Raw genomic sequence first — 17700 nt, 5'->3', positions numbered from 1 at the left:
GTGACCACCGAATCACCGGCGTACGCCGGCAATCCGCTGCGGGACCCGCTGGACCGGCGGCTGCCGCGTATCGCGGGTCCCTCCGGGCTGGTCATCTTCGGCGTGACGGGTGACCTGTCGCGCAAGAAGCTGATGCCCGCGGTGTACGACCTGGCCAACCGCGGCCTGCTGCCGCCGGGCTTCGCGCTGGTGGGCTTCGCCCGCCGCGACTGGGCGGACGAGGACTTCGCGCAGGTCGTGCACGACGCGGTCAAGGAGCACGCCCGCACCCCGTTCCGCGAGGAGGTGTGGCAGCAGCTCGCCGAGGGCATGCGGTTCGTGCCCGGCGAGTTCGACGACGACACCGCCTTCGAGACGCTGAAGTCGACGATCGAGGACCTGGACAAGGTCCGCGGCACCGGCGGCAACTTCGCGTTCTACCTGTCGGTCCCGCCGAAGTTCTTCCCAAACGTCGTGCAGCAGCTGAAGAAGCACGGGCTGTCCCAGGGCAGCGGTGAGTCGTGGCGGCGTGCGGTGATCGAGAAGCCGTTCGGCCACGACCTGGAGAGCGCGCAGGACCTCAACCGGATCGTGCACGACGTCTTCCCGCCCAACGAGGTCTTCCGGATCGACCACTACCTGGGCAAGGAGACCGTCCAGAACATCCTGGCGCTGCGGTTCGCCAACACGATGTACGAGCCGATCTGGAACCGGTCCTACGTGGACCACGTGCAGATCACCATGGCCGAGGACATCGGCATCGGTGGCCGCGCGGGGTACTACGACGGGATCGGCGCGGCGCGCGACGTCATCCAGAACCACCTGCTGCAGCTGCTGGCGCTGACCGCGATGGAGGAGCCGGGCTCCTTCCACCCGAAGGCGCTGACCGCGGAGAAGCTGAAGGTGCTGGGCGCCGTCGTGCTGCCCGAGGACCTCGGCAAGTACACCGTGCGCGGCCAGTACGCGCACGCCTGGCAGGGCGGCGAGGAGGTGCTCGGGTACCTGGAGGAGGACGGCATCGACCCCAAGTCCAAGACCGACACCTACGCCGCGATCAAGCTGGAGATCAACAACCGGCGCTGGGCGGGCGTGCCGTTCTACCTGCGCACCGGCAAGCGCCTCGGCCGGCGCGTGACGGAGATCGCGGTGGTCTTCAAGCGCGCGCCGTACCTGCCGTTCGAGTCCGGCGCCACCGAGGAGCTGGGGCAGAACGCCCTGGTCATCCGGGTGCAGCCGGACGAGGGCGTCACGGTCAGGTTCGGGTCGAAGGTTCCGGGCACCTCCACCGAGGTGCGGGACGTGACGATGGACTTCGCCTACGGCGAGTCGTTCACCGAGTCCAGCCCGGAGGCGTACGAGCGGCTCATCCTGGATGTGCTGCTCGGCGACGCCAACCTCTTCCCGCGCCACCAGGAGGTCGAGCTGTCCTGGACGATCCTCGACCCGATCGAGGAGTACTGGGACCGGCACGGCAAGCCCGCGCAGTACGCGGCGGGCACCTGGGGCCCGGCCGAGGCGGACGAGATGCTCGCACGAGACGGCAGGAGCTGGCGCCGGCCATGAAGATCGATCTGACGGACACCACGTCGTCCCGCATCAACTCCGGCCTGATCCAGGCCCGGCGGGCCATCGGCACCCCGGCCGTCGGCATGGTGCTGACCCTGGTCATCGTCACCGACGAGGGCAGCGCCTACGACGCGCTGAAGGCCGCCACCGAGGCGTCCAAGGAGCACCCGTCGCGGATCCTGGTCGTCATCAAGCGGCCCGGCCGCTCCCCGCGGGACCGGGCGCTGGCCCGGCTCGACGCGGAGGTGCTGGTCGGCTCGGAGGCGGGCACCGGCGAGACGGTCGTGCTGCGGCTGCACGGCGAACTCGCCCAGCACGCCGAGTCGGTCGTGCTGCCGCTGCTGCTGCCGGACGCCCCCGTGGTCGTCTGGTGGCCGGAGGCCGGCCCGGACGACCTGGCCTCGGACCCGCTGGGCAAGCTCGGCCAGCGCCGGATCTCGGACGCCGCGGCGGCCGAGGACCCGGTCGGCACGCTGGGGCTGCGCGCGGATTCCTACTCGCCGGGCGACACCGACCTGGCCTGGACCCGGGTCACCCCGTGGCGGTCGATGCTGGCCGCCGCGCTGGACCAGAAGCACTCCAAGATCTCCGGCGCCATAGTGGAGGGCGAGGCGTACAACCCCAGCGTCGAGCTGCTGGCCCTGTGGCTGGCGGACCGGCTCGGGGTGCCGGTGGAGCGCAAGGTCTCCGGCGGTCCGGGGATCACCGGGGTCCATCTGACCAGTGCGGACGGCGAGATCTGCCTGGACCGGCCGGACGGCGCGCTGGCCGAGCTGGCCATGCCGGGCCAGCCGGACCGGCATGTCGCGCTCAAGCGGCGGGAGACGTCCGAGCTGATCGCCGAGGAGCTGCGGCGGCTGGACCCGGACGACATCTACCGGGCGACCGTGCAGTTCGGCACCACGCACCTGGTGGCTTCGGGCAACGGCTCCCCGGCGGCGCCGGGCGCACCGACCCCCGCCGCGGCGAAGGCGGACCCGGCTCCGGCGGCGAAGAAGCCGGCAGCGGCTCCGGCCAAGAAGGCGGCGTCCGGCTCCGGGAAGGCGTCGTCGAAGTGAGCACGCCGCAGGTCGTGGTCCACCGGGACAAGGAGCTGATGGCGCAGGCCGCGGCGGCCCGGCTGATCACGAAGGTGGTGGACGCGCAGGCGGCGCGGGGCTCCGCGTCGGTGGTGCTCACCGGCGGCCGCAACGGCAACGCGCTGCTGGCCGCGCTCGCCGAGTCCCCGGCGCGGGACGCGGTGGACTGGGCGCGGCTGGACCTGTGGTGGGGCGACGAGCGGTTCCTCCCCGAGGGGGACCCGGAGCGCAACGTCACGCAGGCCCGTGCGGCGCTGCTGGACGCGGTCCCGGTGTCCCCGGAGCGGGTGCACGCGATGCCCGCCGCCGGCGGGCCGTACGGCTCGGACGCGGACGCGGCGGCCGCGGCGTACGCCGCGGAGCTGGCGGCCGCGGCCGGCGCCGAGGACCACGTGCGGGTGCCGTCGTTCGACGTGCTGATGCTCGGGGTGGGGCCGGACACGCATGTGGCCTCGCTCTTCCCCGAGCACCCGGGGACGCGGGAGCTGTCGCGCACCGTGGTGGGCGTGCACGGCGCGCCGAAGCCGCCGCCGACCCGCGTCTCGCTGACGTTCCCGGCGATCCGGGCGGCCCGCGAGGTGTGGCTGCTGGCGGCGGGCGAGGACAAGGCGGGCGCGGTCGCGCTCGCGCTGTCCGCGCCGGGCGAGCTCCAGGCTCCGGCTTCCGGCGCGTACGGGCGGTCGCGCACCCTGTGGCTGCTCGACCGTGCCGCGGCGGCGAAGCTCCCGCCCCAGCTCTACCCGCCGGCCTCCTCGTAGGCCCTCGGGCTCGCGGTACCCGAAAAGGGGCGCGGGCGACGGCACTTGTGCCGTCGCCCGCGCCCCTTCGGTTCGCTCAGCGGCCGCGCAGCTCGCGGTAGGTGGCGACCAGGGCCTTGGTGCTCGGGTCGAGACCCGGCACGTCGGCCCCTTCGGTGAGGGCCGGCTCGACCCGCTTGGCCAGCACCTTGCCGAGTTCGACGCCCCACTGGTCGAAGGAGTCGATGTTCCACACAGCGCCCTGGACGAACACCTTGTGCTCGTAGAGGGCGATCAACTGCCCCAGCACGGACGGCGTCAGCTCGGACGCCAGGATCGTGGTGGTCGGGTGGTTGCCGCGGAACGTCTTGTGCGGCACCAGCTTCTCGGGCACGCCCTCGGCACGCACTTCCTCCGGCGTCTTGCCGAAGGCCAGCGCCTGCGTCTGGGCGAAGAAGTTCGCCATCAGCAGGTCGTGGTGGCCGGCCAGCGGACCCAGTTCGCCGATCGGGCGGGCGAAGCCGATGAAGTCCGCCGGGATGAGCTTGGTGCCCTGGTGGAGCAGCTGGTAGTACGCGTGCTGCCCGTTGGTGCCCGGGGTGCCCCACACGACCGGGCCGGTCTGCCAGCGGACCGGGTTGCCCTGGCGGTCCACGGACTTGCCGTTGGACTCCATGTCGAGCTGCTGCAGGTACGCGGTGAACTTGCTCAGGTAGTGGCTGTAGGGCAGCACGGCGTGCGACTGCGCGTCGTGGAAGCCGCCGTACCAGACGCCGAGCAGGCCGAGCAGCAGCGGGACGTTCTGCTCCGGCGGCGCGGTCCTGAAGTGCTCGTCCACCAGGTGGAATCCGGCGAGCATCTCGCGGAACGCGTCCGGGCCGATGGCCAGCATCAGCGACAGGCCGATGGCGGAGTCGTAGGAGTAGCGGCCGCCGACCCAGTCCCAGAACTCGAACATGTTCTGCGGGTCGATGCCGAACGCGGAGACCTTCTCGGCGTTGGTGGACAGCGCGACGAAGTGCTTGGCCACCGCGTCGTCGCCGGCGCCCAGCTCGCCGAGCAGCCACTGGCGGGCCGAGGTGGCGTTGGTGATGGTCTCGATGGTGGTGAACGTCTTGGACGCGATGATGAACAGCGTCTCGGCCGCGTCGAGGTCGCGCACCGCCTCGTGCAGGTCCGCGCCGTCCACGTTGGACACGAAGCGCACCATCAGATTGCGGTCGCTGTAGGGCCGCAGCACCTCGTAGGCCATCGCGGGGCCCAGGTCGGAGCCGCCGATGCCGATGTTGACGATGTTCCGGATCCGCTTGCCGGTGTGGCCGGTCCACTCCCCCGAGCGGATCCGGTCGGCGAACTGCGTCATCTTGTAGAGCACCGCGTGCACGCCGGGCACGACGTTCTGCCCGTCGAGTTCGATGGTCGCGGACTGGGGGGCGCGCAGCGCGGTGTGCAGGACGGCGCGGTTCTCGGTGACGTTGATCCGCTCGCCGCGGAACATCGCGTCGCGCAGCTCGAACACGCCGGTGGCGTCCGCCAGTTCGCGCAGCAGCCGCAGCGTCTCGTCGGTGACCAGCTGCTTGGAGTAGTCCAGGTGGAGGTCGCCGACCTGGAGGGTGTAGCGGCTGCCCCGGTCGGGGTCGCGGTCGAACAGGTCCCGCAGGTGTACGTCGGCCAGCTCGTCGCGGTGCTTGGCCAGCGCGTGCCACTCGGGCCGCTGGTCGAGCCGGGTCTGCGCGTTGGTTTCGGACATCAGTCCACTTCTCCTCGTCCTCGCTGCGACACCCACGCTAGTTGATGCCGCAGCGGGACGAGATGAGGGGAGATCAGAAGCCGCCGCGGTGCAGCCGCCCGGCGTAGCGCTCCTCCAGGACGATGTTGCGCTCGTGGCCGCCGGGCAGGTTCGCGGACACGTACACCGGCGCCTCGTGGCCCTCGGCCTGCAGGATCCCGACGGACTCGGCGAGGACCATCTGCACCAGCAGCGCGGAGGTGATCGTCGACACGCCGCACAGCGCGCCGCCGTCCGGCAGCGGGAGGAGGGCGTCGCCGGCCGGGGCGCAGTTGTCCAGCACCGCGTCCGCGACGTCGGCCAGCCGCTTGCCGCTGGGGTGCAGGGCGGGCACCGCGCGGGTGTGGATGAGCGAGGTCAGCGCGATCAGCTTGTGGCCGGCCTCCTTGACCTGCAGGGCCATGTCGACGATCGAGTTGTTGACGCCGGAGTTGGACACGATCACGAACAGGTCCTGCGGGCGCGGGTCGGCCAGCTCGTAGAGCCGCCGGGCCAGGCCCGGGGAGCGCTCCAGCAGCGGGTCGGTGAGCACCGAGCGGTCCTCGCCGCCGCGCAGCACCAGGTCGGACAGGCCGATCCGGTTGGTCGGGATGAAGCCGCCGGCCCGCCCGACGATCTCCAGCACGGTGGCCTGCGAGTGGCCGGTGCCGAAGCCGTGGATGACGCCGTCGGCGGCCACGCAGTCCGCGAACAGCCGGCCGGCGGCCGCCACGGAGTCCTTGTTCGCCTCGATCGCGCGCTCCACGGCCGCGCGGCCCTCGTCGGCGAACGCTGCGGCGCTGATCTGTCCTGCGGCCATGGCCGGGGCTCCTTCGCAGAGCGGTGATCCTGGGTGATCACTGAGAAGATCGATCTTTGGTTGAGCCAACCACATTGTCGGCACGATGATGAAACAACGAACCAATGAGCGGCGTCAAGGCTGCCCGGCGCCGCCCGGTGGCGTCACAGCAGGGTGCGGGCGAGAGCCGCGGCGCCGGGTGCGCCGTCGGCGGTCGGGTGCAACTGGAGCCCGAGACCCGCCAGCCGGGCGCGGACCCGGGAGAGCAGCGGGCCGCCCGGGCCGAGCAGCCCGCCGGTGAGCACCAGCGGCTCCCCCGGCTGCGGGTGCAGTGCGCCGACCGCGGCGGTGAGCAGCGACGCGGCCTCGTCCAGCAGCCGCAGCGCCACCGCGTCGCCCTCGCCGGCGGCGGCCACCGCGGCCGGGCTGAGCAGGGCCAGTTGCGGCGGCGGCTGCTGGTAGGCGCTGGTGACGATGCCCTCGCTCAGCAGCCAGCACTCCTCGGAGCCGGGCCGCCGGCCGGCCGGCGGCGCGGCCTGCTCGCCGAGGTAGTGGGCGGCGACCGCGGCGACCAGCGACGTCCACGGCCCGCGGCCGTCCAGTGCCTCCAGCGCCGCGCGCACCGCCCGGCCCCCGAGCCAGTAGCCGCTGCCCTCGTCGCCGAGCAGCCAGCCGTGGCCGTCGATCACCGCAAGCCGCTTGCGGCCGGCCAGCCGGGTGGCGATGGCTCCGGTGCCGGCGATCAGCACCAGCCCGTCGACCGGCGCCCCGGGGGCGGCGGCGAGCGCCACCTCCGTGTCGCCGCCCACGCCGACCGCCGCGCCGCGGATCCCGTTGGCGTCGAGCGCGTCGGCCAGGCAGGACAGGGCCAGCCCGTGGCCGCGTTCGCTGCCCAGGCCCTCGGCCGCGCCGGCGAAGCCGCCGAAGGCCGCCACCACCCGCCCCCGAGCGGCGGGTGGCACGGCCTGGGCGATCGCGTCGGTCAGGTGCCGGGTCAGGTCGGCGCGGCCGACGCTCAGGGCGTTGCCGGGGCCGCCGGCGCCGCGGCCCAGCACCGCGGCGGCCGGGTCGTCGCCGGGACCGGGGGCCGGCTCGGCGGGGACCAGGCAGGCCCGGCTGCGCGTGCCGCCCGCGTCGATACCGATCAGCAGCGGCTGGCTGTAGATTTCACTCATCAACCCGCATGGTGGTTGATGGATTCACTCCTGCACAAGACCTGACGGGACGCGTCGTCATGATCACCGCACTGATCCGCTCCGAACTTCCGCGGATGTCCGGTTCCCTGCGCAAGGTCGGCGAGCTGGTCCTGGCCGACCCGGTGGCGGCCACCCACGGCTCGGCCGCGGAGCTGGGCCGCAGGACGGGCACCTCGCAGGCCACCGTGACCCGCTTCTGCCGCGCGCTGGGCCTGGAGTCGTACCAGCAGCTGCTGATCGAGCTGGCGCAGGAGCAGGGCCGGGCCGGGGCCGAGCCGCGGGGCGCGGCACTGGGGCCGCAGATCGGGCCGGAGGACGACCTGGAGCACGTCATCGGGGTGGTCGCGGAGGCCGACCTGGAGGCGCTGCGGCACACCGCCGACCTGCTGGACCGCGAGGCGCTGGAACGGGCCGCGCAGGCCCTCGCCAGGGCCCGCAGGATCGACGTCTACGGCGTCGGCGGCTCGGGCATCGTCGCGCACGAGACGCAGGCGCGGCTGTTCGGCATCGGCTGCCAGGCCCACGCGTGGACCGAGGTGCACGCGGCGGAGACCTCAGCGGCCCTTCTGACGCCCTCGGACGCCGTGGTGGCGGTATCCCACTCGGGGACCACCCGGGAGGTCCTGGAGCCGCTGCGGATGGCCGCGGAGCGCGGGGCGGCGACGGTGGCGGTCACCGGCGACCCGCGGTCGCCGATCGCCCAGGCCGCGGATGTCCGCCTGACGTCGTTCTCGGGCGAGACCAGCTTCCGGCGGGGCAACTTCGGCACCCGCCACTCGGTGCTGCTGATCGTGGACTGCCTGTACGCGCGGGTCGCGCAGCTGACCTACGAACGGGCCACCGCGTCCATCGCCCTGACCTCGCACATCGCGGAGGGCCACCGCACGAAAAGGGCCCCCGGCCGCCGGGCCGGCTCAGCGGGCTGAGCCTGCCCCGGAACCGGGGGCACCGCGTCAGATCTCGCCGCGGAGCTTCGCAAGCGCCTCAGCGAGGATCGCCTCGCCGTCGGCCGCCGAGCGGCGCTCCCTGACGTAGGCCAGGTGCGTCTTGTACGGCTCGGTCCGCGGCGGTGCCGGCGGGTTCTCCTCGTCCTGCCCGGCCGGGAAGCCGCAGCGGGGGCAGTCCCAGGTCTCCGGGATCTGCGCGTCGCTGGCGAAGCTCGGCTGGGTCTCGTGCCCGTTGGAGCACCAGAAGGAGATGCGCAGCCTGGGCGCGGACTCGCCGCGCTCAGCCTCGCCCATCGGCCCCGCTCCGACCCGACTGCCACGGATCGCGTTGCCACTTGCCACGGTCGTAACTCCCTGCGTGATGGTGCTGCGAGGTCGCCCCTTGCCGGAGACCGGTTCGCCCCCCGCGCTTGGCGGGAAAGGGCACGGTATCCCAAGACGCGGCTCCATGATAAGTCGTGGATGAGCCGCGCCGCCGACGAGGCGTCAGATCGGCCTGAACCGACCGAACTTCCTCAACGCCGCAAACGCCGCAGATGCAGCAACGGGACCGCTACTTCTGGAACTTCATCACCAGGCCGAGCGTGACGATGCACGCGAACCACAGCAGCCCGACGACCACGGTGATGCGGTCGAGGTTGCGCTCGGCGACCGAGGAGCCGCCGACGGAGGACTGCATGCCGCCGCCGAACATGTCCGACAGGCCGCCGCCCTTCCCCTTGTGCATCAGCACGAGCAGCAGGAGCAGCAGGCTGAAGATGATGAGGGCGATGGAGAACCCGATGACCACGGCTGGACCAACTCTCTCGACTACACGACGGCACTGAGGGACTACGGTGCGGGGCCGGCGACGGCACTTACGCACCGCACCGGCCCCGACAGGGTACTTCACACGTGCCAGGACTTCACTGGTCGCGGAAGCGGACGATCTTGACGAACTCCTCGGCGTCCAGCGAGGCACCGCCGACCAGGGCGCCGTCGATGTCCGGCTTCGCCATGATCTCCGCGACGTTGCCGCCCTTGACCGAGCCGCCGTACTGGATGCGGACCTGGTCGGCCACCTCCTGCGAGTACAGCTCGGCGAGCTTGCCGCGGATCGCCGCGCAGACCTCCTGGGCGTCGTCGGCGCCGCACACCTTGCCGGTGCCGATCGCCCAGACCGGCTCGTAGGCGATCACGATCGTCGCCGCCTGCTCGGCCGGGAGGCCCTTCAGACCGCCCTCGACCTGGGCGAGGGTGTGCCCGACGTGGTTGCCCGCCTCGCGGACCTCCAGCTCCTCGCCGACGCACATGATCGGGGTCAGGCCGTGCTTGAACGCCGCCTTGACCTTGGCGTTGACCAGCTCGTCGGTCTCGTGGTGGTACTGGCGCCGCTCGGAGTGGCCGACGGCCACGTAGGCGCACTTGAGCTTGGACAGCATCGGGCCGGAGATCTCGCCGGTGTACGCACCGGAGTCGTGGGCCGAGATGTCCTGGGCACCGTACTTGATCTTCAGCTTGTCGCCGTCGACCAGGGTCTGCACCGACCGCAGGTCGGTGAACGGCGTGAGGACCGCGACCTCGACCGCGTCGTAGTCCTTGTCGTTCAGCGCGAAGGCGAGCTTCTGGACGTGCGCGATGGCCTCGAGGTGGTTGAGGTTCATCTTCCAGTTGCCCGCCATCAGCGGGGTGCGGGTGTTCTGCTCGGTCATCGTGATCAACCCTCCAGTGCGGCGAGGCCGGGGAGGGTCTTGCCCTCGAGGTATTCCAGACTGGCGCCGCCACCGGTGGAGATGTGGCCGAACGCGTTCTCGTCGAAGCCCAGGATGCGGACCGCTGCGGCCGAATCGCCGCCGCCGACCACGGTGAAGGCCGGGGAGTCGATGAGCGCCTGGGCGACCGCGCGGGTGCCGTCGGCGTACTCGGGGTGCTCGAACACGCCCATCGGGCCGTTCCAGAACACCGTGGCGGCGTCGGCCAGCTTGGCGGCGAACAGCTTCCGCGACTCCGGGCCGATGTCCAGGCCGATCATGTCGGCCGGGATGGCGTCCACCGGCGCGGTGGCCGGCGAGGAGGGCGCCTTGGTCTTCAGGTCGGGGAACTCGGTGGCGCCGACCACGTCGACCGGCAGCACGAACTCCACGCCCTTGGCCTTGGCGCGCTCCAGGTACTCGGTGACGGTCGCCAGCTGGTCCTCCTGCAGCAGGCTCTTGCCGACCTCGTGGCCCTGGGCCTTGAGGAAGGTGAAGACCATGCCGCCGCCGACCAGGATGCGGTCGGCCTTCTCCAGCAGGTGGTCGATCACGCCGAGCTTGTCGGACACCTTGGAGCCGCCGAGCACGACCGCGTACGGGCGCCGCACGTCCTCGGTGAGCTTCTTCAGGACCCCGACCTCGGTGGCGATCAGGCCGCCCGCGGCGTGCGGGAGCCGGGCCGGCAGGTCGTAGACGGACGCGTGCTTGCGGTGCACCGCGCCGAAGCCGTCGCCGACGTAGGAGTCGGCGAGCCCGGCCAGCTGGTCGGCGAACGCGCCGCGCTCGGCGTCGTCCTTGGCGGTCTCGCCCGGGTTGAAGCGGAGGTTCTCCAGCAGCGCGACCTGCCCGCCGGCCAGGCCCGCGACGGTGGCCGCCGCGCTCTCGCCGACCGTGTCGGACGCGAACGCCACGTCCTTGCCGAGCAGTTCACCCAGCCGCGCGGCGACCGGGGCGAGCGAGAACTGCGGGTCGGGCGCGCCCTTGGGGCGGCCCAGGTGCGAGGCGACGATCACCTTGGCGCCCGCGTCGGCGAGCTTGGCGATGGTCGGTACGGCGGCGCGGATCCGGCCGTCGTCGGTGATCGTGCCGTCCGAGAGGGGCACGTTGAGGTCGGCGCGGACGAACACCCGCTTGCCGGCCACCTGCCCCTCGGCGAGAAGGTCGTCGATCGTCTTCATGAAAGGGGGGTCTCCTGTGGTGAGCTGGACGTCGGCATGCGAACAGGGCCCGGGAGGTGCGTGCTCGCACCCCTCCGGGCCCTGTCCCTCACATCGCGGTGCGCGGTCGGCGCGCGATCAGAGCTGGCCGCCGACGAAGACCGTGAGGTCCACGAGGCGGTTGGAGTAGCCCCACTCGTTGTCGTACCAGCCGATGACCTTGACGGTCTTGCCCTGGACCATGGTCAGGGACGAGTCGAAGGTGCAGGAGAACGGCGTGTTGACGATGTCCGAGGAGACGATCGGGTCCTCGGTGTACTCCAGCAGGCCCTTGAGCTGACCCTCGGAGGCCTTCTGGAAGGCCGCGTTGACCTCGTCCTTGGTGACCTCGCGCTCCAGGTCGACGACCAGGTCGGTGACCGAGCCGGTCGGGACCGGCACGCGCATGGCCAGGCCGTCCAGCTTGCCCTTGAGCTCCGGGATGACCAGCGCGGTGGCCTTCGCGGCACCCGTGGTGGTCGGGATGATGTTCTCCGCGGCGGCGCGGGCGCGGCGCAGGTCCGAATGCGGGAAGTCCAGGATGCGCTGGTCGTTGGTGTACGCGTGGACCGTCGTCATCAGGCCCTTGACGATCCCGAAGTTCTCCAGCAGCACCTTCGCCATCGGCGCCACGCAGTTGGTGGTGCACGAGGCGTTGGAGATGATGTTGTGCTTCGCGGGGTCGTACTTCTCCTGGTTGACGCCCATGACGATGGTGATGTCCTCGTCCTTGGCGGGCGCCGAGATGATGACCTTCTTGGCGCCGCCCGCGAGGTGCTTGCCGGCGTCGGCGGCCTTGGTGAAGATGCCCGTCGACTCGATCACGATGTCGACGCCCAGCTCGCCCCACTTGATGGCGGCGGGGTCGCGCTCGGCGAGAACCTTGATGGTCCGGCCGTCCACGGTGATGGTGTCTGCGGTGTGGGTCACCTCGGCCTTGAGGCGGCCCAGGATGGTGTCGTACTTCAGCAGGTGCGCGGTGGTCGCGGTGTCACCCAGGTCGTTGACCGCCACGATCTCGATGTCCGCGCCCTGCTCCAGGATGGCGCGGAAGAAGTTACGACCGATACGGCCAAAGCCGTTGATGCCTACCCGGATCGTCACGAACCGATCTCCTCGCTCATTCGCCGGAGTCCCTCTCCGGCTGCGAAATATGGGATGTCCCCGACCACTGCTGAGCCTACCCGTCCCGCGGCCCGGTCGCGTCACGGGGCTCCCTCGCCTGCGGCGCGCCCCTCCCCCATACTCGCCTTCCCCGTTCCCACGGACGGGGGCACCGTCGCCCAGCCCCCCACCGGCCGTGCGACGGAGGCGATGCCCTTCGGGGCAGCCCATCTGCGGCCCGCAGGTCGCCACCGCCCCGAAGGGGCAGATCGGTCCGTCCCGGACCACCGGCGAGTGGTGGGCTGGTCGCGCAGTTCCCCGCGCCCCTGGGGGTTGACGTACACCGTCAGGTGAAACGCAGCCCGCGGGGGGCGGGGACGGCGCCCGGGGCGATGGGTCAGCCGACCATCTCGTCAGTGAGGTTGGCCTCGGTGCCGGGCATGCCCATGTCGGAGGCCCGTTTGTCGGCCATCGCGAGCAAGCGGCGGATCCGCCCGGCCACCGCGTCCTTGGTGAGCGGCGGCTCGGCGAGCGAGCCCAGCTCCTCCAGCGACGCCTGCTTGTGGTCCATCCGCAGCCGTCCCGCGGCGGCGAGGTGCTCGGGGACCTCCTCCCCGAGGATCTCCAGCGCCCGCTGCACCCGCGCCCCGGCGGCCACCGCGGCCCGCGCGGACCTGCGCAGGTTCGCGTCGTCGAAGTTCGCCAGCCGGTTGGCGGTGGCGCGCACCTCGCGCCGCATCCGCCGCTCCTCCCAGGCCAGCACCGAGTCGTGCGCGCCGAGCCGGGTCAGCAGCGCGCCGATCGCGTCGCCGTCGCGCACCACCACGCGGTCCACGTTGCGGACCTCGCGGGCCTTGGCCGGGATCTGCAGCCGGCGGGCCGCGCCGACCAGGGCCAGCGCCGCCTCGGGTCCGGGGCAGGTGACCTCCAGGGAGGAGGACCGGCCGGGCTCGGTGAGCGAGCCGTGCGCCAGGAAGGCACCGCGCCAGGCGGCCTCCGCGTCGCAGGTGGCGCCGGACACGACCTGCGGCGGCAGGCCGCGGATGGGCCGCCCGCGCCCGTCGACCAGCCCGGTCTGCCGGGCCAGCTGGTCGCCTCCGGCGACCACCCGCACCACGTACCGGCTGCCGCGCCGCAGCCCGCCGGGCGCCATCACGACCAGGTCGGAGGCGTGCCCGAAGATCTCCAGGATGTCCTTGCGCAGCCGGCGCGCGGCGATGCCGGTGTCCAGCTCCGCCTCGATCACGATCCGCCCGCTGACCAGGTGGAGCCCGCCCGCGAAGCGCAGGATCGACGAGACCTCCGCCTTGCGGCAGCAGGTCCGGGTGACGGGGAGCCGGGAGATCTCGTCCTTCACCGCTGCCGTCATCGCCATGGGCCGATCCTTCCACGCATACGAAAAATCCTGTCATACGCGGCGGCCAACAACTCCGGGTCGTGCCGCGGCCCGTCGGGGGCGGCGACCGCTGCCAGTTCGACCGCCGCCCCCAACCGCTCGGCGGCCTCGGTGAGGCTCTCGCGGTCGGGTGCGGCCGCCTCGTCGGCGAGCACCACGTCGATGGTGAGTTTAGGGGCGTGTCGCCCCAAAACCTCCAAGTGACGCTGCGGAGAAAATCCTTCGGTCTCTCCCGGCTGCGGCGCCAGGTTGAGGGTGAGCACCCGGCGGGCCCTGGTCGTCATCAGGGCTTCTGCCAGTTCCGGCACCAGTAGATGCGGGATGACGGAGGAGAACCAGGAACCGGGTCCCAGGACCACCCAGTCGGCGTCCATCACCGCCTGGACCGCCTCCGGGACCGCCGGCGGGTCGGCCGGCACCAGTTGGACCTCCTGGACCTCACCGGGCGTCAGCGCGACGGTGGCCTGGCCGCGGACGGTCGAGATCTCGTCCGGCCGGTCCGGGTCGTGGCCGCGGACGATCGCGTGCAGGTCGAGCGGCACCGCGGACATCGGCAGCACCCGGCCGTGCGCGCCGAGCAGCCGGCCGACCCATTCGAGCGCCGCCACCTCGTCGTTGAGCTGTTCCCACAGCGCGACGATCAGCAGGTTGCCGACCGCGTGGCCGTGCAGGTCGCCGCCGCTGACGAAGCGGTGCTGGATCACCTGGGCCCAGGTCCTGCCCCACTCGTCGTCCCCGCAGAGCGCCGCGAGGGCCTTCCTGAGGTCCCCTGGCGGCAGCACGCCCATCTCGCTGCGCAGCCGCCCGCTGGAGCCGCCGTCGTCGGCGACGGTGACCACCGCGGTCAGGTCGCCCGTGATGCGGCGCAGCGCCGCGAGGGAGGCGGACAGCCCGTGGCCGCCGCCGAGGGCGACCACCTTCGGCGGCACCCCGGCGCGGCGGCCGCCCGCCTGGCGGCTGGAACGACGCAGCCGCCGACCCGTCATGATCACTCGCGCCCCATGTCCCTGTGCACCGTCACCGTCTCCACTCCATCCGCCGCCAGTCGCGCCGCGAGCCGTTCCGACATCGCCACGCTGCGGTGCTTGCCGCCGGTGCAGCCCACCGCGATCGTCACGTACCTCTTGCCCTCGCGGCGGTAGCCCGCCGCGATGATGTGCAGCAGCTCGGCGTACCGGTCGAGGAACTCCTTGGCGCCGGGCTGGTTGAACACGTACGTGGCCACCTCGTCGTTGAGCCCGGTGAAGGGGCGCAGCTCCGGAACCCAGTGCGGGTTCGGCAGGAAGCGGCAGTCCACCACCAGGTCGGCGTCGACGGGCAGCCCGTACTTGAATCCGAACGACATGACGGTGGCCCTGAGTTCCGGCTCTTCCTCGCCGGCGAACTGCGCGTCGAGTTTGGCGCGCAGTTCGTGCACGTTCAGGCTGGAGGTGTCGATCACCAGATCGGCGTCGCCGCGCAGCTCGCGCAGCAGGTCGCGTTCGGCGGCGATGCCGTCCACGATCCGGCCGGAGCCCTGCAGCGGGTGCGGGCGGCGGACCGACTCGAAGCGGCGCACCAGCGCGTCGTCGGACGCCTCCAGGAAGATCACCCGGCGCTTGACGCTGCGGGTGGCCAGGTCGGCCAGCGACTCGCGGAGGTTGTCGAAGAACTGGCGTCCGCGGACGTCCACCACGACCGCGATCCTGGCCACGTTGCCCTGGGAGCGGGCGCCGAGGTCGACCATGGTCGGGATGAGCGCGGGCGGCAGGTTGTCCACCACGAACCAGCCGAGGTCCTCCAGGCACTTGGCCGCGGTGCTGCGGCCCGCGCCGGACATCCCGGAGATGATCACCAGTTCGGGGATGCCCGCGAGGGGCTCTCCCGCTCCCGTGCCCGCCGCCGGGCTGCCGCCGGTCCTGGGGAGGGCCGTCTCGCGTGCGCGCACGGCGTCCGTGCCGTCCGCGCCGTTCGCGTCGGCCGCGCCGCTGGCGTCGCCCGGGGTGTTCGTGCCGTCCATGCCGCCTGAAATGTCAGGGATGTCCATATGTGTCGCGTCCTGCTCGCTCATGTGCTCTTCCCCCGATGGTCTGACGGGACCGCCGCCAGCGGCGTCCCGTCGCTGTCCTCGATGATCTCGCCGGTCGCGGTGTTCACCGCGGGCGCGGCCGGCGCCGCGGACGCCAGGGCCGCGGCGACCGTCTCCGCCGTACGGCGGCCGATGCCCGGGACCTGGCAGATCTCCTCGACGGTCGCCGCGCGCAGCCGCTTCAGCGAGCCGAAGTGCTTCAGCAGCGCCTGCCGGCGCGTCTCGCCGAGGCCCGGAACGGTGTCCAGCGCGCCGGCCTTCATCGACTTGGAGCGCTTGCTGCGCTGGTACGCGATGGCGAACCGGTGGGCCTCGTCGCGCACCCGCTGGAGCAGGTACAGGCCCTCGCTGGTCCGCGGCAGGATCACCGGGTCGTCCTCGCCGGGCAGCCACACCTCCTCCAGCCGCTTGGCGAGGCCGCACACGGCGACGTCGTCTATGCCCAGTTCCTCCAGCGCCTTGCGCGCGGCGGCCACCTGCGGCTGGCCGCCGTCGACCACGACGAGTTGCGGCGGGTAGGCGAACTTGCGCGGGCGCCCGGTGTCGGGGTCGATCGGACCGCCCGCCGCGGCCGGCGTGTCCGCGCCGTCCACCGCCTCCGTGCCGCCCGCGGTCTCCGCGCCGTCCACCGCCCCCGCGTCGTCCGGCAGTTCCTCCTCCCACTCGCTGGTGCGCTGCTTCTCCTGGAGGTAGCGGCGGAAGCGGCGGGAGATCACCTCGTGCATGGACCGGACGTCGTCCTGGCCGGCGAACGACTTGATCTGGAAGCGGCGGTACTCGCTCTTGCGGGCCAGGCCGTCCTCGAAGACCACCATGGACGCGACGACGTCGTCGCCCTGCAGGTGGCTGATGTCGTAGCACTCGATGCGCAGCGGCGCGGTGTCCAGGTCGAGCGCGGCGGCGATCTCCTCCAGCGCGCGCGAACGGGTGGTCAGGTCCGAGGCGCGCTTGGTCTTGTGGAGGGCCAGCGCCTGCTGCGCGTTGCGCTGCACGGTGGCCATCAGGTCCTTCTTGTCGCCGCGTTGCGGCACCCGCAGGCTCACCTGCGAACCGCGCCGGTGCGACAGCCACTGCACGAGTGGTTCCGCGGGCTCGGGCAGCGCCGGCACCAGCACCTCCTTGGGCACCCCGCCGCTGCCGCCGGACTGCTCGGCGTCACCGCTCTCGTCGCCGTACAGCTGCTGCAGGGCGTGCTCGACCAGCCCGGCGGTGTCGACCGCCTCGACCTTGTCGGTGACCCAGCCGCGCTGGCCGCGCACCCGGCCGCCGCGGACGTGGAAGATCTGCACCGCGGCCTCGAGTTCGTCCTCGGCGACCGCGATCAGGTCGGCGTCGGTGGCGTCGGCGAGCACCACCGCGTTCTTCTCCATGGCGCGGCGCAGCGCCTCCAGGTCGTCGCGCAGCCGCGCGGCCTGCTCGTACTCCATCGCCGCGGCCGCGTCCTTCATGCGCTGCTCCAGGCGGCGCAGGTAGGTGCCGGTGTGACCGGCCATGAAGTCGCTGAACTCCTCGGCGAGTTCGCGGTGGTCCTCGGCGCTGATCCGGCCGACGCAGGGCGCCGAGCACTTGCCGATGTACCCGAGCAGGCAGGGGCGGCCGATCTGCGCGGAGCGCTTGAACACCCCGGCGGAGCAGGTGCGGACGGGGAAGACCCGCAGCAGCAGGTCGACGGTCTCGCGGATCGCCCAGGCGTGCGCGTACGGCCCGAAGTAGCGGACGCCGCGGCGCTTGGGGCCACGCATCACCTGGACCCGGGGAAACTCCTCGTTCATGGTGACGGCGAGCGACGGATAGCTCTTGTCGTCGCGGTACTTGACGTTGAACCGCGGGTCGAACTCCTTGATCCAGGAGTACTCCAGCTGCAGCGCCTCCACCTCGGTGGAGACCACCGTCCACTCCACGGAGGCCGCCGTGGTGACCATCGTCGCGGTGCGCTGGTGCAGGTTGGTGATGTCCTGGAAGTACGAGGACAGCCGCGCCCGCAGGCTCTTGGCCTTGCCGACGTAGATCACCCGGCCGTACTCGTCCCGGAACTTGTAGACCCCGGGAGAGTCGGGAATCTGGCCCGGCTTCGGACGGTAACTGCTGGGGTCTGCCATGCCTCCCACCCTACTGGCGGGAAGTGACAAACC

At 72.1% G+C, this 17700-nt stretch carries 16 protein-coding genes; 4 read left to right on the top strand and 12 right to left on the bottom strand.

Going from position 1 to position 17700, the window contains the following annotated elements:
* The 3 genes from zwf to pgl are packed head-to-tail and all read left to right on the top strand — an operon-like array spanning position 1 to position 3382.
* The gene (gene zwf, locus ACH4TG_RS03335; protein WP_398240233.1) at positions 1-1542 is read left to right on the top strand and encodes a glucose-6-phosphate dehydrogenase; all 1542 of its coding nucleotides are present in this window, start codon (positions 1-3) and stop codon (positions 1540-1542) included.
* Complete coding sequence (gene opcA / locus ACH4TG_RS03330; RefSeq protein WP_398240231.1) at positions 1539-2603, top strand: glucose-6-phosphate dehydrogenase assembly protein OpcA; 1065 nt, start codon at positions 1539-1541, stop codon at positions 2601-2603. Before zwf ends, opcA begins: the two co-directional genes overlap by 4 nt.
* The gene (pgl, locus tag ACH4TG_RS03325) at positions 2600-3382 is read left to right on the top strand and encodes a 6-phosphogluconolactonase (protein ID WP_398240229.1); all 783 of its coding nucleotides are present in this window, start codon (positions 2600-2602) and stop codon (positions 3380-3382) included. The genes opcA and pgl overlap by 4 nt, the downstream gene beginning before the upstream one ends.
* A 76-nt stretch (positions 3383-3458) precedes the next feature.
* Here pgl and pgi read toward each other — a convergent pair whose 3' ends face one another.
* From pgi to ACH4TG_RS03310, 3 genes are all read right to left on the bottom strand, one after another.
* On the bottom strand, positions 3459-5111 hold the full coding sequence (gene pgi / locus ACH4TG_RS03320; protein ID WP_398240227.1) for a glucose-6-phosphate isomerase: 1653 nt from the start codon (positions 5109-5111) through the stop codon (positions 3459-3461).
* A 73-nt stretch (positions 5112-5184) separates the two neighbouring features.
* Entirely contained in the window at positions 5185-5949 is a 765-nt protein-coding gene (locus tag ACH4TG_RS03315; RefSeq protein WP_398240225.1) for a sugar isomerase domain-containing protein, read from the bottom strand.
* Between the two features lie 143 nt (positions 5950-6092).
* Positions 6093-7103 carry an N-acetylglucosamine kinase gene (locus ACH4TG_RS03310; protein ID WP_398240223.1) on the bottom strand — a complete coding sequence of 337 codons (1011 nt, stop codon included), beginning with the start codon at positions 7101-7103 and terminating at the stop codon, positions 6093-6095.
* Positions 7104-7162: 59 nt separating this feature from the next.
* Here ACH4TG_RS03310 and ACH4TG_RS03305 point away from each other — a divergent pair, with 59 nt between their 5' ends.
* Positions 7163-8050, top strand: a complete 888-nt coding sequence (locus ACH4TG_RS03305) for a MurR/RpiR family transcriptional regulator (protein WP_398240221.1) — start codon at positions 7163-7165, stop codon at positions 8048-8050.
* A 27-nt stretch (positions 8051-8077) separates the two neighbouring features.
* Here ACH4TG_RS03305 and ACH4TG_RS03300 read toward each other — a convergent pair whose 3' ends face one another.
* The 9 genes from ACH4TG_RS03300 to uvrC form a co-directional block, all read right to left on the bottom strand.
* A complete protein-coding gene (locus ACH4TG_RS03300; RefSeq protein ID WP_073497103.1) occupies positions 8078-8413 on the bottom strand; it encodes an RNA polymerase-binding protein RbpA in 336 nt (111 codons plus the stop codon).
* A gap of 211 nt (positions 8414-8624) precedes the next feature.
* Complete coding sequence (gene secG, locus ACH4TG_RS03295; protein ID WP_355333892.1) at positions 8625-8861, bottom strand: preprotein translocase subunit SecG; 237 nt, start codon at positions 8859-8861, stop codon at positions 8625-8627.
* A 115-nt stretch (positions 8862-8976) separates the two neighbouring features.
* On the bottom strand, positions 8977-9732 hold the full coding sequence (gene tpiA / locus ACH4TG_RS03290) for a triose-phosphate isomerase (protein ID WP_398240488.1): 756 nt from the start codon (positions 9730-9732) through the stop codon (positions 8977-8979).
* Between the two features lie 35 nt (positions 9733-9767).
* The gene (locus ACH4TG_RS03285; protein WP_398240218.1) at positions 9768-10982 is read right to left on the bottom strand and encodes a phosphoglycerate kinase; all 1215 of its coding nucleotides are present in this window, start codon (positions 10980-10982) and stop codon (positions 9768-9770) included.
* Between the two features lie 117 nt (positions 10983-11099).
* Positions 11100-12104 carry a type I glyceraldehyde-3-phosphate dehydrogenase gene (gap, locus tag ACH4TG_RS03280; protein ID WP_398240216.1) on the bottom strand — a complete coding sequence of 335 codons (1005 nt, stop codon included), beginning with the start codon at positions 12102-12104 and terminating at the stop codon, positions 11100-11102.
* A 397-nt stretch (positions 12105-12501) separates the two neighbouring features.
* The gene (gene whiA / locus ACH4TG_RS03275) at positions 12502-13479 is read right to left on the bottom strand and encodes a DNA-binding protein WhiA (protein WP_398240214.1); all 978 of its coding nucleotides are present in this window, start codon (positions 13477-13479) and stop codon (positions 12502-12504) included.
* Positions 13470-14486, bottom strand: a complete 1017-nt coding sequence (gene yvcK, locus ACH4TG_RS03270; RefSeq protein WP_398240212.1) for a uridine diphosphate-N-acetylglucosamine-binding protein YvcK — start codon at positions 14484-14486, stop codon at positions 13470-13472. The genes whiA and yvcK overlap by 10 nt, the downstream gene beginning before the upstream one ends.
* 2 nt (positions 14487-14488) lie before the next feature.
* Positions 14489-15499 (bottom strand): RNase adapter RapZ, encoded by a 1011-nt coding sequence (gene rapZ, locus ACH4TG_RS03265; RefSeq protein ID WP_398240487.1) that lies wholly within the window; start codon positions 15497-15499, stop codon positions 14489-14491.
* Positions 15500-15546: 47 nt separating this feature from the next.
* Positions 15547-17667, bottom strand: coding sequence for an excinuclease ABC subunit UvrC (gene uvrC, locus ACH4TG_RS03260; RefSeq protein WP_398240210.1), 2121 nt, complete (start codon positions 17665-17667; stop codon positions 15547-15549).
* Positions 17668-17700 lie beyond the last annotated feature (33 nt).

This window comes from Streptomyces sp. NPDC020917, from assembly GCF_044333795.1.
Classification (GTDB): domain Bacteria; phylum Actinomycetota; class Actinomycetes; order Streptomycetales; family Streptomycetaceae; genus Actinacidiphila.
The sequence above is the reverse complement of the archived record's forward strand: the minus strand, read 5'-3'. Positions and strand labels throughout refer to the sequence as shown.

Excerpts from the sequence above, each read along its gene's own strand:
- ACH4TG_RS03310 (WP_398240223.1), bottom strand. The coding sequence starts at position 7,103 with ATGAGTGAAATCTACAGCCAGCCGCTGCTGATCGGTATCGACGCGGGC.
- uvrC (WP_398240210.1), bottom strand. The coding sequence starts at position 17,667 with ATGGCAGACCCCAGCAGTTACCGTCCGAAGCCGGGCCAGATTCCCGAC.
- tpiA (WP_398240488.1), bottom strand. The coding sequence starts at position 9,732 with ATGGCGGGCAACTGGAAGATGAACCTCAACCACCTCGAGGCCATCGCG.
- yvcK (WP_398240212.1), bottom strand. The coding sequence starts at position 14,486 with ATGACGGGTCGGCGGCTGCGTCGTTCCAGCCGCCAGGCGGGCGGCCGC.
- ACH4TG_RS03285 (WP_398240218.1), bottom strand. The coding sequence starts at position 10,982 with ATGAAGACGATCGACGACCTTCTCGCCGAGGGGCAGGTGGCCGGCAAG.
- whiA (WP_398240214.1), bottom strand. The coding sequence starts at position 13,479 with ATGGCGATGACGGCAGCGGTGAAGGACGAGATCTCCCGGCTCCCCGTC.
- rapZ (WP_398240487.1), bottom strand. The coding sequence starts at position 15,499 with ATGGACGGCACGAACACCCCGGGCGACGCCAGCGGCGCGGCCGACGCG.
- pgi (WP_398240227.1), bottom strand. The coding sequence starts at position 5,111 with ATGTCCGAAACCAACGCGCAGACCCGGCTCGACCAGCGGCCCGAGTGG.
- ACH4TG_RS03305 (WP_398240221.1), top strand. The coding sequence starts at position 7,163 with ATGATCACCGCACTGATCCGCTCCGAACTTCCGCGGATGTCCGGTTCC.
- ACH4TG_RS03315 (WP_398240225.1), bottom strand. The coding sequence starts at position 5,949 with ATGGCCGCAGGACAGATCAGCGCCGCAGCGTTCGCCGACGAGGGCCGC.
- opcA (WP_398240231.1), top strand. The coding sequence starts at position 1,539 with ATGAAGATCGATCTGACGGACACCACGTCGTCCCGCATCAACTCCGGC.